Below are 15,860 nucleotides of genomic sequence, written 5' to 3'. Positions count from 1 at the left end.
CGTTGCGGACCCACCTGATTCCATGCCGAACTCAGAAGTGAAACGCAGTAGCGCCGATGGTAGTGTGGGGCTTCCCCATGTGAGAGTAGGACATCGCCAGGCTTGTTTACTTGTTTTTAGATTTTGAAAAATCTAAAGGCAAAACTAGATAAAGCAATCTAACCATAAGACTTTATTTAGTAAAAGATACCACTGCGGAGTGGTAGTTCAGTTGGTTAGAATACCGGCCTGTCACGCCGGGGGTCGCGGGTTCGAGTCCCGTCCACTCCGCCACTTATTTTAAAAAGCCCTAATCGAAAGATTAGGGCTTTTTTACGTCTGTAACTTAGACAAAATTATAGTCTTTATGCTTATATATAGACGGTATAGGTGATACTACATGTGTCGCTAATACAAAAGCCAAAGTGGATCAATCTAGACCTAGAATGCATTTGAAACACTAAGACATCCTACCTCGACGAGCTCGAGATGTTATGCGATTGGTTATCCGTTGATCTTTTGGATGTATGCAAAGATATTCTTTACATCTTTTTCTTCCAATACACTTCTCCAGGCCGGCATGCCTTCATTACCGTTTAGCACAGTATCGATAAGTTCATACTCAGGCTCAAACCACGAGTTTAGACCTTCGTAAATATTTGAGGGTTGCTCTGATAAAGCCTTTCCAGCTAGGCCGTCGCCATGACCTAATTCACCATGGCAAGAAACACATAGGGTTTTGTAAGTACTCTCACCTGCGCTGATATTAATGTTGTCGGCATAAGCACCAGTACTGATAGTTGCAATTAGTAAAATGGCAGTGATCTTTAGCATAAGCTAGGCCTTCTGTATAATTGGATTACCTATAGTGTATGCTATGTTTGATGAATGAAGGCTGAATGAAATGTTCAAAAAAGCCGATGATAAACATCGGCTTAATCACGATAATGGCTAATGATATTTTAAGCGGGATTCATTAACTCTAGAGCTTTACGAGACACCTCATGGGCTGCTTTCGTTAAGTTTTGCTTCTCTAGCGCGTCAGAAAGATAACTGTAGTCAGACACGCTTGCACGTAACTCTAGTGCTTTTTCAAAGTGGTCTTGTGCTTCTTTCCACTTTTGATCTCGTAAGTAGAATTGAGCTAGAGCACTGTGCGCTTCCGCATTGCTACTGTCCTTATTCAATGTTTTTTCCAATAGGACCGTCGCAGGATATGCATCAGGAAGATTCATTTCAGGCAATAGGGTAAAAAGCTCAGGACTTGGGTTCTTTTTCAGAGCTTCTTTGACAACCGTATAGGCTTCAGAATCAGCTTTTCTTGCAATAAGCTGTTTAACAAAGCAATGAGTTAGATGTTGGCTCTGCTTTACTTTGCGAGGTAGGGAGTCCCAATGGCTAATTAAGCCTTCACTTCCTTGTTGTTGAGCAACCTCTGTTAATAAACCGCACTGCGCCGTTTGAGTTAAGCTCGCGTGCTCTTCACTATCGATTTGCTTAGCTTTAACAAGTTTAGGCAGCAAATCCAACAGTGGTTGCCATAGGCTTAGTTCCATGTAGGTGGTTTTCAGTAGGTTCAATACAATGCTGTTATTTGGGTAACTTGATTTAAGTGATGACAAGATATCGAATGCTTTATCAAATTCACTATCGCGTACCGATTGCTTCGCCTTAGTTAGCTCAACAGCAAGGTGAGAGTTTTCTTCTTTACTTGCTAACGCTAAATAGTTATCACGCTTCTCTTTATCGCCCATGCCTTGCGCTGCTTCAGATGCGACTAAATAGCAGAGTAAAGGCATATCGTGGTGGTTTGCCCAGCGAGTGACTTTTTTCTCAGCCCCTTTCCAGTCACCTTCTAGCAATTTTATGATGCCTTCGTTGGTATAGCGGCGAGAACGCTTCAACTTACGGACGCTAAACCAGTTCCATGTGGTTGAGCTTGCGTACAATGCTTTTTTAAATAGGAACTCTAAGCCAAATAAGATAGCAAGCAGTGCAATAATCATTAGCACTAATGTAGTGACACTCATCTCTATGGTTTTTTCAGCGATAGAGATCAGTACGTAACCCTGCTGTCCTGAAAATTGGGTTCCGACGAATAGTCCAGCCCCAAGGATAATAAAAAGAAAAATCCAACGTACCATTATTTCTCCTCCGTAATGATGGTTGTCACTTCACGGCGCAGACGATCGTTTATTACATCGGATAGAACATTTTGTGTTTGCAGCTTCACTGGGTATTCAACCTGAACATTCTGCTTACTTAGCTGGTTCAAACTCTTATTGAACTCTTTTACGGCATTGTCATCTTGATTGAAGAAAGCTTGAGACCAATCATTCGCGACCGATAAAGCCGTGGTGTATATCTCTTGTTGGTCAACATAAACAGCTTTGATTGCTGTTTCTAATTTGGCCTTAATGTTCTCTCTTAAATAGAAGTGCTGCTCAGGAGAGAGAAGAGGGATGACATTACCATCACGAGTTCGGAAGGTAATAAACTGCTCGGAGAATGCTTTGAGTGATGTCGTTAAGTTAGTCTGCCAATCGTTGATATCTTGAGATACTTCTTTTTTAACTTCTTGAGGTGCGTCAGGAAGAATTGCATTGGCTAATGGAAGTTTATTCACTTGCTGTTGAAGGCTTGTTAAGCGAAGAACGAGACCATCTCTATCAATGAGTGGAATGGTTCTTAATTTAGTGATGTCATTAGCCATTGCTTGGCGCAGCGGGACAAGGCTTGGATCATTCAATGCCGCTATGCGCTGATCCGCACTTTCCATTAGCTTAGTTGCACTTACCACGTCCTGTTCTAGGAATAATTTACGGCCTGCAAGTTTTACTAGGTAATCGGCTTCTGCTAGCAACCAATCATTTGGTCGGCGACCTTTAACATCGGCAATTGCGAGTTGAAGGCTTTCAATGCTTTTTTGTTGTTGACCTAAAATGACTTCAGCTTTATGGCTCGCAACCGTCGCTTTCTCGATGGTTTCATTTTTAACGTTATTAAGCTCACTCTGCATTGATGTTTGAGCTTGTCCTAGCTGATCTTTTAATGCTGAGATTTGTTGTTGGTACTCGGCATCTTTTTGCTGCATTTGGAATGTTAATCCGCCACCAAAAATAATGGATAAAATAATCGCAACAGTACCGAGTTTGACTCCGCGTTTTCCTTGTTTTTCTACAAATTCAGCAGGTTGTGCTGGCGCATTTTCTTTCTCAGGTTGAGGAGGCATGCTTTGCTCTTCTTGCTTGGCTTCAGGCGTAAGGCTTTCGGCTTCAACAGAAGTTTCGTCAACTACGGGGTGGTTTTTTTCGTTCTTATCTTCAGGTTCAATATGCTGATTGTTTTTTTTACTTGTCATACTTATATCCTGTTGTGCTATGGCTGGAGAGTAGCCAGTAAATCTGAATTTGATGCGCTACCTACGTTCAGCGCGTTTATAAAGCCTAAATTTATTGCTGTTTCTACAATACGTTGACTTGGAACGAGCAGTTGAAGATTAAATAGCCAAGTCTGATAAATTGGTGGTGTTTGAGAGACAAGAAACGCGAGTTGTTCACTACTTGTTATCACAATGCGAGTAACGTCATGCTGTTGCCAGTAAGGGAATGCTGATTCTGCAGAAAATGAGATAAATTCTCTGCAGTAGGTTTCACAATATTCAACCTTTGCTTGGCGTTGAACTAAGCGTTGATAAATTAACTCACGGCCACCATTACCGCGTAAAATTAAAATTCTTTTTCCATCAACATCTTGTAGTTCTGGTATTTCCAACAAGTGCTCACTATCCCCTACAAGCGGATAGTTTACTTTTTGTTTCGATAGTTTGCTTAAATAGTGTGCTGTTTTTTGACCAACGCCAAGGTAAATAATACCCACAGGCCAGTTTAAAGAAGCATTTGAGAGCAATTGCTGGGCGAAATTTACAGCGTGTTGGCTTATGGCTATTAAGATGTCACATTCCGCAAGTTGGTGAGCTAAATTGTTTCCATTAGGGTTTGCGACAATATTAATGAGCGGATGGTGGATTGCAGGAATCCCCACCCCCACCAATTGCTGGCAAAGTTCTCGCCCTTGTTGATCGGGTCTAGTGACCAACACAGTCATGATTAATCGTGTTCAGCGTAAAGTTTTTCTAGAATTTCACGCGCACCATCTTCTAAAAGTTGGTTGGCTAAAGTCACACCTAGAGTTTCCGCGTCTTCTCTATGGCCTTTAATTTCACCACGTACAATTTTTGAACCGTCTGGTTCGCCAACAAGCGCACGTAGCCAAATATCATCGCCATCGAGTAAAGAGTAACTGCCAATAGGAACTTGGCAGCCACCTTCTAAGGTGAGGTTCATCGCTCGCTCACATAGAACGCGATCGGCTGTGTCTTTGTGATTTAATGCACTAAGTAGTGAAATAACGCGTTCGTCATCTAGGCGACATTCAATACCAACAGCACCTTGGCCAACAGCAGGCAATGATTGTTCCGGTTCGATAAAGCTGCGAATGCGTTCTTCAAGTTCAAGGCGCTTTAGCCCCGCAGCCGCAAGTACAATGGCATCATAATTACCAGCATCGAGTTTGCCTAAGCGAGTTCCAACATTACCGCGCAACTCTTTGATGATTAAATCAGGACGCTGCTCTTTCAATTGACATTGACGGCGTAAGCTACAAGTCCCAACGGTTGCACCTTGAGGTAAGTCTTCAATGCAATCATAAGTATTTGAAACAAAGGCATCACGTGGGTCTTCACGTTCACAAATCGTCACTAAGCCTAAGCCTTCAGGAAAATCGACTGGCACATCTTTCATTGAGTGAACAGCCAGATCAGCACGGCCTTCTAGCATCGCGACTTCAAGCTCTTTTACGAACAAACCTTTGCCGCCAACCTTTGCAAGTGGTGTATCAAGAATGATGTCACCTTTAGTTACCATGGTAACCAATTCGACTTCTATACCTGGATGGGCCGCTTCAAGTTCGGCTTTAACAAAGTATGCTTGCCATAGTGCTAGAGGGCTTTTGCGAGTCGCAATGCGGATAGGGGAAGAGTTTGTCATTTGAGTTCCGATACTTATCTATTAATGGGGTAATCGTACCATTCAAATATCGAAAGTATTACTGTTAGATCGAGTCTGTGATAATTCGGTGATTGAATATGAATAATTAGCCAAAATAGTGTGACAAAGTTCTCATTTGATAGATGGACTATTATTAGTGAAGAGCATTAGAGTGGACACTATCGGCGCTCAAGCGTTTGTCAGTTTTTATCTCTTTGTTCGCTGAGATATGAAATTGCAAATTCTTTACCATTCAGGATAAAAGTGTTAAATTGATCACGTTTTGTTGTCGCTTTAGAATAAAACATAAACAAAACGTGCGTTTATACTCAAACCAAGGAAACACCTTGCAGGCTTACACTCAAACGTTAATCCAAAGATTAGATAACCTTAATCAACAGCGCATTGATCGTGCGTTAGCTCTCATGGATTTAGCCAGTCAGCGAGTGTTCCATCTCATTCCTACCCTATTTCATTTTAATCACCCTGTGATCCCTGGTTACTTCGATCAACAAGTGCCTTTTGGTATCCATAATTTTGAACTTAATGATATTCAATCGCAGTTTATTGAAGATACCCAACTGACTATTTCCCAAGAGCTTAATACAGCAGAAAAGCCTGCGATATTGGGCTTGTATACCATGGGCAGTACTTCATCTATTGGGCAAAGTACATCAAGTGATTTAGATATTTGGGTATGTGTATCACCACAAATGAGTAGTGATGATAAAGAGAATCTGAGTAATAAATGTTTACTGATCACTGATTGGGCGAAAGGTTATGGTGTTGAAGCGAACTTCTTTTTAATGAATGAAGAGCGTTTCAGAAGTAACCATTCTGAGGAGATGACCGGAGATAACTGCGGGTCTTCTCAGCATTTACTTTTGCTTGATGAATTCTATCGTTCGGCTGTGCGCTTAGCGGGCCAGCGATTGCTGTGGCAAATTGTGCCTCCAGAAATGGAAGAGTGCTACGACGAATATGTGCAAGGCTTGTGTGACCAAGGTTACATTGATTGTTCTGACTGGATTGATTTTGGTAAATTGAACCATATTCCAGCAGAAGAGTATTTTGGCTCAAACTTATGGCAGTTATACAAAAGTATCGATTCGCCATACAAATCCGTATTGAAAGCCATTTTGCTTGAAGCCTATTCGTGGGAGTACCCTCACACTCAGTTATTAAGTATTGATACAAAGCGTCGTTTTTTCGCCCATGAACCCGATCTCTATGGCATGGATGCGTATTATTTGATGCTTGAGAAAGTGACTCGTTACTTGGTTCGTATCAATGATACGACTCGCTTGGACTTAGTTCGACGTTGTTTCTACTTAAAAACTCATGAGAAGTTGTCCCGAGAGCCTAGTATGGGATCGGTAGCTTGGCGTCGTGAAGCGCTCAGTGACATGATCCAAAAATGGGATTGGGATGAGTCGGTGATTGAAGAGTTAGATTCGCGCCGTAATTGGAAGGTTGAGCTCGTTCAAATTGTACATCATTCATTACTAGATGCTTTGATGTTGAGTTATCGAAATCTGATTCAATTTGCTCGTCGTAATGGCATAACGTCTGCGATTAGCCCGCAAGATATCAGCATATTAGCTCGAAAACTGTATGCCGCTTTTGAAGTGCTTCCAGGAAAAGTCACCTTACTTAACCCACAGATCTCGCCAGATTTACATGAAGAAGATCTTAGCTTTATTGAAGTTCGAGAAGGGCGCAGTAATAAAGCCGGTTGGTATCTATATAAACAGCCGTTGATTGCTCATCGCATTATAGGTCAACCAGCGTTAGAGCATCATGAATACTTAAGCAAACTGGTTGCGTGGTCATTTTTTAATGGCTTGATCACGGAGTCGACCCGTTTGCATTCGGTTGTTCGTGACGCGCATATTGATATTGATAAGTTTTACCAGATGGTCAGCGACTTGAGAAATACCTTCTCGCTTCGTAAGCGTCGCCCAAGTATGCAAGCGTTAGCGAGCCCGTGTGAAATTAGCCAACTGGCGATGTATATTAACTTTGAAGATGATCCGACTGCTGAATTAAGTGGTAAGTCTCTTAAGGTTGATTTGAAAAATATCGATATTTTTAGTTTCGGGCCTGAAGCAAAAAGCTTAGTGGGCAGTGTGGATTTGGTGTATCGAAATTCATGGCACGAAGTCAGAACCCTGCATTTTAAGGGTGAAACCGCTATGCTAGATGCATTGAAAACGGTACTCGGAAAAATGCACCAAGATGCGATTCCCCCTGAATCTGTTGATGTGTTCTGCTACAGCAAGAATTTGCGCGGTGTGATGCGTAATATGGTGTATCAGCTTTTGGCTGAATGTATTGATTTGCGCCTTAAACCCGTAGAGCAAGAGAAACGTCGCCGTTTTAAAGCGATTCGTCTGGCTGATCAAATGTATGGCCTGTTTTTTGAACGCCGTGGCGTATCGGTACAAAAACTCGAAAATTCCGTCGATTTCTATCGCAGCATTTCGACCAATAAGCTGAAAGGCTCACCGCTGTTGATGTTGGATCGTGATCAGGAGTTCCAATTACCACGAGTAGTGGATGGCTTTGCGAGTGAAGGTTTGATTCAGTTTTTCTTTGAAGATACAGATCAAGGTTTCAATATCTATGTGTTAGATGAAGCGAACCAAGTGGAAGTGTATCACCAGTATAATGGTGAGAAAGATGAAATGATCGCAAGCGTAAATAGCTTCTATACCTCGGTTAAAGATGAGAACCAAGTTTCGTCGAAATACATTAACTTCAACTTACCGCAGTACTACCAAATCGTACATCCGGAAGATGGAGAAGCTTACGTCGTGCCTTATCGTAATGATTCATCACCGCACTCTAAACCCTCTAAAGCGGTGAATGCATAGATCTCAGCTTTTGGGTATGAAAAAGGAGTGATGATTCACTCCTTTATTGATTTCATTGCTTATCAAGTGATCTAAATGAGCAGGTTAAACCCAATCAATCGCTTCACCCGCGTGTTTTACGCACTCTTCCTTAACCATCTCAAAGAGTTCGATACCCGTTTTCGAGCATGTCCATTTATCATCAATTAATTTGAAGTGAAAACCACCCGAACGAGACGCTAACCAGATCTCATGCATTGGCTCTTGGCGATTAATGATGATCTGACTGCGATCATCAAATTCAAGCGTCATCACATTGCCAGATGTCTCAAAATCAATATCCGCACCCGATTCATCGATCGCTTCTTCGATGTTTTGCATCTGTGTATCTACAAGTTGATGAAATTCCGTATCGTTCATCCCGTCTATCCTATTGCTTTTCTTGAGTGTGGTGCGATTATAGGGGGCATTGAATCAATAATCACGATATGCAAAATGAAAAAATCAATCGCAGCCTTGTTTATGCTCTCTTTACTTGCCCTTTCTGGGTGTGGTCAAACCGGTGCGCTCTATCTACCAGAGCAAGCTCAACCAAGTGAACAGACGCAGTAATTGCAGTCGTTTTTTATAAGGGAAAAGAATTTTGGATTACTTCAACTATCAGGACGATGGCCAACTTTGGGCCGAAGATGTGGCGCTTTCAGAACTTGCTCAGCAACACGGAACACCTTTGTACGTATACTCTCGCGCAACATTAGAGAGACACTGGAATGCCTTCGATCAATCTGTTGGAGAGCATCCGCATTTGGTGTGTTATGCCGTTAAAGCGAACTCTAACCTTGGAGTACTTAATGTTTTAGCTCGTTTAGGCTCGGGGTTTGATATTGTCTCTGCGGGCGAACTTGAACGAGTGATCGCTGCTGGTGGTGATCCCGCTAAAGTTGTTTTTTCTGGTGTGGGTAAAACTGAAGCAGAAATGAAGCGAGCTTTAGAGTTAAAAATAAAATGCTTTAATGTTGAATCTGAACCAGAGTTAGAGCGATTAAATGACGTTGCGGGAGAATTAGGGGTGAAAGCACCTATTTCACTTCGTATTAATCCCGACGTTGACGCTCACACCCACCCTTATATTTCGACGGGCTTACGTGATAATAAATTTGGTATCGCTTTTGATCGAGCACCACAGGTTTATCAGTTTGCGAAAACGTTAAGCAACCTAGATATCCAAGGTATTGATTGCCATATTGGTTCCCAACTGACAGATCTTGCGCCATTTATTGACGCGACAGACCGTTTGCTTGCACTGATCGATCAACTTAAGGCGGATGGGATTAATATCAAACATCTCGATGTTGGCGGAGGCTTAGGGGTAACGTATCGTGATGAATTACCACCTCAACCGTCTGACTACGCAAAAGCGCTACTTGCTCGTTTAGAAAAGCATGCGGATCTAGAGCTGATTTTTGAACCAGGACGCGCGATTGCGGCAAATGCTGGTGTACTATTAACGAAAGTCGAGTTCTTAAAACCAACAGAGTATAAAAACTTTGCCATCATTGATGCGGCGATGAACGATTTAATGCGCCCAGCACTTTATCAAGCATGGCAAGATATTGTGCCTGTCAAACCTCGTCAAGGCGAAGCGGTGACTTACGATTTAGTTGGTCCAATTTGTGAAACGGGTGACTTTTTAGGTAAAGATCGTGATCTTGTTCTTGAGCAAGGTGATTTATTGGCTGTCCGCTCGGCGGGTGCTTATGGATTTGCGATGTCGTCAAACTACAATTCTCGTTCTCGTGTGGCGGAAGTGATGGTCGATGGCAAAAAAGCGTATCTTGTTCGTCAGCGTGAAGCGCTATCAAGCCTATGGGCACTTGAAAATATTATCCCGGAGTAAGTTGAAGCATTATGCATTTCCATTTTTCTAAAATGCATGGTTTGGGTAATGACTTCATGGTCGTTGACTGCATTACCCAAAACATATTTTTTTCTCCTGATTTGATTCGCCGTTTGGCGGATCGCAATACAGGGGTCGGCTTTGACCAGTTGTTAGTGGTTGAAGCCCCTTACGATCCTGAAACTGATTTCCACTACCGTATTTTTAATGCAGACGGTAGTGAGGTGGAGCAGTGTGGAAATGGCGCTCGCTGTTTTGCCCGTTTTGTTCGTATGAAAGGTCTTACCAATAAATACACCATCAATGTCAGCACCAAAAAAGGCAAGATGGTATTAAAAATTGAAGACAACGATTTGATTACGGTGAACATGGGTGAGCCTGTGTTTGAACCGGCTAAAATCCCATTCAAAGCCAAGCAGACGGAAAAAACCTACATTATCCGCACTGATGAACACACCCTGTTCTGTGGTGCGGTAAGTATGGGTAACCCTCATGTCGTAACGGTCGTTGATGATGTTGATACCACCGATGTCGATAAACTGGGGCCTCTACTTGAATCACATGAACGATTCCCTGAGCGAGTTAATGCTGGTTTTATGCAAGTCGTCAATCGCGAAGAGGTTCGCTTGCGAGTGTATGAACGTGGCGCGGGTGAAACTCAAGCGTGCGGCAGTGGTGCATGTGGCGCCGTTGCTATTGGTATTAACCAAGGTTTACTCGCTGAGTATGTGACGGTTCAGCTACCTGGTGGTGAATTGCAAATCAGCTGGCAAGGTCCGGGTTCTCCTCTGTATATGACAGGCCCTGCCACCCATGTATTTGATGGTCAACTTTCCTGTTAAGTCTTTCCATTATATAAAAATAAATTGTAGAGGATGAGTTTTGTCTCAAGTAGAAGCGAGTGCCCTGACGGCTGAAATTGTTGCGGAGTATTTGCGTGATAACCCCGATTTTTTTCTCCAGCGCCGCGAACTTGTTGATCGTCTATCGTTACCGAATCATCAACAAGGCGCGGTTTCGTTAGTTGAAGTTCAACTGAAGCGTCAGCGTCAACGAATTGAAGAACTAGAAGAAGAAATTACAACGTTAATGTCGTTGGCGGCCAATAACGACAGAACGTTTTATGAATTTATGGAGCTTCAAGAACAAATTTTACAGTGTGATAATATTGCTCAAGTGGTTAAGGCGATAAAGCTAAAAGCGAAAGATTTAGGCTTGAAGGCTTATGTCCGTTTGCTTAACCAAGAGGTTCCAGAACGTCGTCTTAGCCCAGAACTGAATCTTAGCAAAGAAGGTTGGGCTCGGTTTTCAACCAATCACTTAAATGGTAAAGATGCGTATTTAGGTCGGTTACGTAAAGCCGATCGAGAAGCGCTATTGGGTGAGCATTCAGGGCCAGAACTCGGATCTTATGTGGTTTTACCTTTAGTTAAGCAATCTTCATTAGGGGCTTTGGCTTTTTCAAGTGAAGATGGCGGCCATTTTCAACCTCATATGGATACCCTTTTCCTGCGCCACCTAGCATTAGTTGTGGCTCACCTTATTGAGACCTTAACTTGGCCAGAGAATGACGAACGAATCCAACACACCTCTTCCTTCTAGCTTGCAAAAGCCCTTAAACCGCTTCTATGAATACCTCAGAAGTGAAAAAGGGCTTAGCTTGCACACTCAGCGCAATTACAAACAGCAACTTGAAACCATGGGCAGCCACTTACTCCAAATGGGGCAAGATGAGTGGCAACAAGTGGATGCCGCTTGGGTGCGCCAGCTTGCAAGTAAAGGAATGCGAGAAGGGATGAAAGCCAGCAGTTTAGCGACTCGTCTCTCCTCATTACGTAGTTTCTTTGATTTTATGATCTTACGTGGAGAGATGACGGCCAATCCCGCAAAAGGGGTGTCGGCTCCTAGAAAGCAACGAACGCTACCAAAGAATTTAGATGTAGATGAAATGAACCAGTTGCTTGAGGTGAATGAAGATGACCCTTTAGCTATCCGCGATCGAGCGATGATGGAGGTGATGTATGGTGCGGGCCTGCGTCTGGCTGAAATGGTTGGGATTAATGTAAAAGACATTCATGGCAGCCGTGGTGAAATTCGCGTGATTGGTAAAGGCGATAAAGAACGGAAAGCGCCGTTTTCTGGACAAGCCAAAGAGTGGGTCGCGAAGTGGCTTAAAGTCCGTGGTGATATTGCTGCACCGGGTGAGCCCGCACTGTTTGTCTCTAAACTCGGCAGTCGGATCTCTCATCGAAGTGTGCAAAAACGAATGGCTGAGTGGGGTCAGAAGCAAGCTGTTGCCAGCCATATTAGCCCTCATAAATTACGCCACTCATTTGCGACACACGTATTGGAGTCGAGTAATAATTTACGCGCGGTCCAAGAATTACTGGGGCATGAAAACATCTCGACCACACAGATTTATACGCATTTAGATTTTCAACACCTTGCTCAAGCGTATGATGACGCTCATCCTAGAGCTCATAAAAATAAGAAACCGAAAGAATAGTGAGTGAATTGGCACATCCACCCATTGAAAATTTGGCACAGTAATGTAGGAGTTAAACATGCACATCTATCGCCGAACATCAGTCGTCAAAGCCATGACATTTGATCTTGATGACACCCTATATGACAACTGGCCTGTGATTCAAAATGTAGAGCAGAAGATGGTGGTTTGGCTGCATACTCATCACCCGGTATCGGCACTGATGAGCATTGAGCAATGGCAGGTGCTGAAACATGAACTGGCGATTCAAAACCCGAATTTAAAGCATGATGTCACTTTATGGCGCGAAACTCAGATTCAGCAGGGATTAATTCAATTAGGTTATGGTGAACCTGAAGCTACATCGGCAGCCAAAGAAGGGATGGAGCATGCATTGTGGTTGCGAAACCAGGTCGATGTCCCGGAACTTACTCACGAAGTGATGACCATTTTGGCAGAGAAGTTCCCACTGATCGCGATTACCAATGGAAATGTGGATCCTGATAAAATTGGATTGGGGCAATACTTTTCACATGTATTGAAAGCGGGGCCTGATGGTCGAGCGAAACCTTATGCAGATATGTTTGCTCGGGCGGTGGATTTGTTGGGCTTGCCTGCTGAGTCTATTTTGCATGTTGGCGATCATTTGATCACTGATGTATACGGGGCTAAGAGTAACGGCTTTCAAGCATGTTGGTATAATGACCAACGGAAAAATATTCAACATTGCGAAAAAGTGAGAGTTCTGCCTGATATAGAAGTAAATTCTTTGCGTGATCTCTTATACTTCAAATAGAAAAATTCCCATTTATGATAACTTATTGATAGATTAGATATTCTTGTACTCAATGTTTATCTGTTTATTCTTGATCTGCCTCGAAGAATGCGGACGGTGTCTAGATTTATGTTGGTATTGATTCAAATCTTTAACCGTACTTTATAGACAGATCATTAGGCTTTCATGAAAACACACTCAATTCTGTTTGATTCCATCGAACAGTTAAATGCCCAGTTAGAAAACTCAGTTTGGAATACGAACAAAAATTATTTAATCCAAGTCTTTTCAACTCAAGCGCCAGAAACAGTCCAACAATACGCCGAAATGCTTCAAATCAAATATCCTAACGGCGTTATCATAGGACAGAGCACAATGAATATCATCTGTGCGAATCAACTTGAGAGTGCGGGAACGTTATGCTTGGTGAGTGAGTTTGATGACACGACATTTTCAGCGACACGGCAAGAGTACAGTTTCTCCCCTAAGCACGATAGCGCCCAACTACTCAACTCATTGAACCTTAAGCCTAATACTCAAGCTATTATCAGTTTTTCAGATCAAATTGAGGATGGCGATTATCCCATCTATTGTGCTTTCAATCAGTCTGACAATTTACCACCTATTTCTGGGGGCCAAGCGCAAGAAAATAGGCATGGCTGTTGGGTTCTATTTGGAACCAAGACATATCAAAAAACGTGTGTCGCAGTGGCATTACACAGTGATAGCTTAAAAGTGTGGCGAGATGCTTACTCTGAGTGGAACCCGATAGGAATGAAACTGAGGGTGACAGAGGCACAAGGTAATCGAATCGATACCATCGAGTACAAACCCGCTTATGACGTCTATAAACATTACCTTTCCGATGGGCATAAGCTCTCTTTTGGTCAGTTGGTTCATTTCCCGTTGTATCGAGAATCCGGTACTTGTAAAGGCGTATGCACCGTCAAACAGGTGCTAGATAATGGCAGTATAGAGTTTGATCAAGCGTGGGAAATCGGTGATGAAGTTCGTTTTTGCTATAACCACCCTTCGTTAACGGTTGAACAAGTTCGTCATGGTACCGAACGTTTAGCTCTGCATCAGCCTGAATCCGTATTCATCTATAACTGCGCATCTCGACTTGATTTTATTGATGGTGCCGAAGAGTTAAAAACCTTTGAAGGGGTGGCAAGTAGTCACGGCGTCTACTGCATGGGTGAGCTGTATCGCTCAGAGCAGAAGCAAGAAATTTTGCATCACAGTATGACCTATTTGGCGATGCGAGAATCGTCTGTGATTGCCAAAATGACCAAGTTTGTTCCTCAAAATGAGCATGTCATTTCTCCACTATTCAGTTTAATCCGTAACGCAATTTCTGATTTAGACACGATGAATGCGCGTATGGAATATAAGCTTGATAAGCAATCGAAGAAACTATTAGACAGCTATCGCTATGATTCCCGAACAGGCTTGTTAAATCGCGCAGCGTTAAAAGAACATTTGGTCCATATTGATCCTGATGAGCATTTATTAACGTTAAAGCTGGTGAACTTTACGCAAGTGAACGAAAAGTATGGTTACCAAGTTGGTGACCAATTGCTGTGTGATTTATCCCAAAACTTCCAATCCCGCTTGGCGGATGTGGTTGGGGAGAAGAGTAGTTTTCGTCTGTTCAGTATTGGTGTTGGTGAGTGGGCGGTTATGTTCAAATCGAACATGCCGAGTTATACCATTAAGGCCCAGTTCGTCCAATTTGCGGATGAAATTGAACACATGAACTTTGAACCTTATGGGTTATCCGATGTGGATTACTTATCCGTCTCTCTGTGTGGAGGGTTGGCAAGTCGTCGTGATTTTATGTCTGACAGCGGTGATGAATGGCTGCTGAAGGCGATAGAAGCTCGTCGTGAGGGGGTCAGAAATAATACTCACATCTATAATGCCAATGAGATTGAGTTGGGTGATGAAAAGCGAAGAGAACAACTTGGCTGGTTAAGCTGTGTAAGCCGAGCGATCTTAGAACAGAAGATTGTCACTTTTCATCAGCCGATTGTTGCCGCCCACACTCACGAAGTGGTTTCACATGAGTGCTTGGTGCGAATTATTGAAGATGACCAGATTATTCTTCCCGGTAAATTCCTACCGATTATTGAAGGGACCCATCTTTACACTCGTCTAAGTCGACATATGATTAAAAAAACACTCGATTACATGTCAGATAAGGATCAGTCATTTTCAATCAATTTATCCCCTCAAGATCTGATGAGTGATAAAACGCTGCTATTACTTGAAGCATCAATTAATAATTTGCAGCACCCAGAAAATATTGGGTTGGAAGTATTAGAGTCGGAACAGATTAAAGATTACGGGCGGATGATTGAAGTTTGTAACCATTTCAAATCATTAGGCGCGCGGATTATTGTGGATGATTTTGGTTCGGGTTATTCGAATATCGATGAAATAATTAAACTTGAACCGCAAGTCATTAAGCTTGATGGAAGCCTTATTCGAAATATTGATACGGACTTAAAACAACGTAAAATTGCGTCACAACTTGTTAGATTATGCCAAGTGATTAATGCCAAAACCGTGGCTGAGTTTGTGCATAATGAAGAAGTGTGTCGCATTGCTGAAGGGATGGGCGTCGATTACTTACAGGGTTTTTACCTCGGTGAACCTAGCCGTCTGTTTTGATGGAGGGTTAACTTTGTACACTGCAAGGCATGTATCACGAATGAGAATTTAGGTTAGACTTAATCGTTAAATTCACATAATTAAAAAAATCTATAACCATTCAGTGCTATAGCGACGTTACCATTGCATAATGTTACGTATTACC

General features: G+C 42.6%; 14 protein-coding genes, 1 tRNA gene and 1 rRNA gene. 10 read left to right on the top strand and 6 right to left on the bottom strand.

All coding sequences use genetic code 11. The features are described 5' to 3' along the window. Positions 1-102 (top strand): 5S ribosomal RNA (rrf, locus tag F0249_RS17550); the annotation flags it as partial. 94 nt (positions 103-196) lie between these two features. Beyond that, a tRNA-Asp gene (locus F0249_RS17545) sits at positions 197-273 on the top strand. A gap of 210 nt (positions 274-483) precedes the next feature. Here F0249_RS17545 and F0249_RS17540 read toward each other — a convergent pair. From F0249_RS17540 to hemC, 5 genes are all read right to left on the bottom strand, one after another. Next, positions 484-813 (bottom strand): cytochrome c, encoded by a 330-nt coding sequence (locus F0249_RS17540; protein WP_171757347.1) that lies wholly within the window; start codon positions 811-813, stop codon positions 484-486. A gap of 128 nt (positions 814-941) precedes the next feature. Next, complete coding sequence (locus F0249_RS17535) at positions 942-2,123, bottom strand: heme biosynthesis protein HemY (RefSeq protein WP_171757346.1); 1,182 nt, start codon at positions 2,121-2,123, stop codon at positions 942-944. Beyond that, positions 2,123-3,340, bottom strand: a complete 1,218-nt coding sequence (locus tag F0249_RS17530) for a uroporphyrinogen-III C-methyltransferase (protein ID WP_171757345.1) — start codon at positions 3,338-3,340, stop codon at positions 2,123-2,125. The genes F0249_RS17535 and F0249_RS17530 overlap by 1 nt, the downstream gene beginning before the upstream one ends. A 17-nt stretch (positions 3,341-3,357) precedes the next feature. After that, the gene (locus F0249_RS17525; RefSeq protein WP_171757344.1) at positions 3,358-4,086 is read right to left on the bottom strand and encodes a uroporphyrinogen-III synthase; all 729 of its coding nucleotides are present in this window, start codon (positions 4,084-4,086) and stop codon (positions 3,358-3,360) included. Between the two features lie 2 nt (positions 4,087-4,088). Continuing rightward, entirely contained in the window at positions 4,089-5,027 is a 939-nt protein-coding gene (gene hemC, locus F0249_RS17520; protein ID WP_017052858.1) for a hydroxymethylbilane synthase, read from the bottom strand. Positions 5,028-5,374: 347 nt separating this feature from the next. Between hemC and F0249_RS17515 the strand changes: the two genes are divergently transcribed. After that, a complete protein-coding gene (locus tag F0249_RS17515; RefSeq protein WP_017052859.1) occupies positions 5,375-7,903 on the top strand; it encodes a class I adenylate cyclase in 2,529 nt (842 codons plus the stop codon). Between the two features lie 84 nt (positions 7,904-7,987). Here F0249_RS17515 and cyaY read toward each other — a convergent pair whose 3' ends face one another. Then, on the bottom strand, positions 7,988-8,302 hold the full coding sequence (cyaY, locus tag F0249_RS17510) for an iron donor protein CyaY (protein ID WP_017052860.1): 315 nt from the start codon (positions 8,300-8,302) through the stop codon (positions 7,988-7,990). Here cyaY and F0249_RS17505 point away from each other — a divergent pair. The 7 genes from F0249_RS17505 (at position 8,282) to F0249_RS17475 (ending at position 15,715) form a co-directional block, all read left to right on the top strand. Next, the gene (locus F0249_RS17505) at positions 8,282-8,494 is read left to right on the top strand and encodes a lipoprotein (protein ID WP_170961675.1); all 213 of its coding nucleotides are present in this window, start codon (positions 8,282-8,284) and stop codon (positions 8,492-8,494) included. The genes cyaY and F0249_RS17505 overlap by 21 nt on opposite strands. 31 nt (positions 8,495-8,525) lie before the next feature. Further along, a complete protein-coding gene (lysA, locus tag F0249_RS17500) occupies positions 8,526-9,779 on the top strand; it encodes a diaminopimelate decarboxylase (RefSeq protein ID WP_171757343.1) in 1,254 nt (417 codons plus the stop codon). An 11-nt stretch (positions 9,780-9,790) separates the two neighbouring features. Then, positions 9,791-10,621 carry a diaminopimelate epimerase gene (gene dapF / locus F0249_RS17495; protein ID WP_017052863.1) on the top strand — a complete coding sequence of 277 codons (831 nt, stop codon included), beginning with the start codon at positions 9,791-9,793 and terminating at the stop codon, positions 10,619-10,621. Between the two features lie 40 nt (positions 10,622-10,661). Continuing rightward, positions 10,662-11,381, top strand: coding sequence for a DUF484 family protein (locus tag F0249_RS17490; RefSeq protein ID WP_171757342.1), 720 nt, complete (start codon positions 10,662-10,664; stop codon positions 11,379-11,381). Beyond that, entirely contained in the window at positions 11,347-12,285 is a 939-nt protein-coding gene (gene xerC, locus F0249_RS17485) for a tyrosine recombinase XerC (protein WP_171757341.1), read from the top strand. Before F0249_RS17490 ends, xerC begins: the two co-directional genes overlap by 35 nt. Positions 12,286-12,343: 58 nt before the next feature. Then, positions 12,344-13,060 carry a 5-amino-6-(5-phospho-D-ribitylamino)uracil phosphatase YigB gene (yigB, locus tag F0249_RS17480; RefSeq protein WP_136995775.1) on the top strand — a complete coding sequence of 239 codons (717 nt, stop codon included), beginning with the start codon at positions 12,344-12,346 and terminating at the stop codon, positions 13,058-13,060. A gap of 165 nt (positions 13,061-13,225) precedes the next feature. Next, complete coding sequence (locus tag F0249_RS17475) at positions 13,226-15,715, top strand: EAL domain-containing protein (protein WP_113798812.1); 2,490 nt, start codon at positions 13,226-13,228, stop codon at positions 15,713-15,715. Positions 15,716-15,860: the final 145 nt, after the last annotated feature.

The organism is Vibrio sp. 03-59-1 (assembly GCF_013114135.1).
Taxonomy (GTDB): domain Bacteria; phylum Pseudomonadota; class Gammaproteobacteria; order Enterobacterales; family Vibrionaceae; genus Vibrio; species Vibrio cortegadensis.
Note: the sequence above shows the minus strand (reverse complement) of the source record. Positions and strands in the feature narration are given on the sequence as shown.

Bases quoted from the DNA above. Each gene is read 5' to 3' on its own strand.
- F0249_RS17540 (WP_171757347.1), bottom strand. From the start codon at position 813: ATGCTAAAGATCACTGCCATTTTACTAATTGCAACTATCAGTACTGGT.
- F0249_RS17535 (WP_171757346.1), bottom strand. From the start codon at position 2,123: ATGGTACGTTGGATTTTTCTTTTTATTATCCTTGGGGCTGGACTATTC.
- F0249_RS17530 (WP_171757345.1), bottom strand. From the start codon at position 3,340: ATGACAAGTAAAAAAAACAATCAGCATATTGAACCTGAAGATAAGAAC.
- F0249_RS17525 (WP_171757344.1), bottom strand. From the start codon at position 4,086: ATGACTGTGTTGGTCACTAGACCCGATCAACAAGGGCGAGAACTTTGC.
- hemC (WP_017052858.1), bottom strand. From the start codon at position 5,027: ATGACAAACTCTTCCCCTATCCGCATTGCGACTCGCAAAAGCCCTCTA.
- F0249_RS17505 (WP_170961675.1), top strand. From the start codon at position 8,282: ATGAAATTCCGTATCGTTCATCCCGTCTATCCTATTGCTTTTCTTGAG.
- cyaY (WP_017052860.1), bottom strand. From the start codon at position 8,302: ATGAACGATACGGAATTTCATCAACTTGTAGATACACAGATGCAAAAC.
- dapF (WP_017052863.1), top strand. From the start codon at position 9,791: ATGCATTTCCATTTTTCTAAAATGCATGGTTTGGGTAATGACTTCATG.
- xerC (WP_171757341.1), top strand. From the start codon at position 11,347: ATGACGAACGAATCCAACACACCTCTTCCTTCTAGCTTGCAAAAGCCC.
- yigB (WP_136995775.1), top strand. From the start codon at position 12,344: ATGCACATCTATCGCCGAACATCAGTCGTCAAAGCCATGACATTTGAT.
- F0249_RS17475 (WP_113798812.1), top strand. From the start codon at position 13,226: ATGAAAACACACTCAATTCTGTTTGATTCCATCGAACAGTTAAATGCC.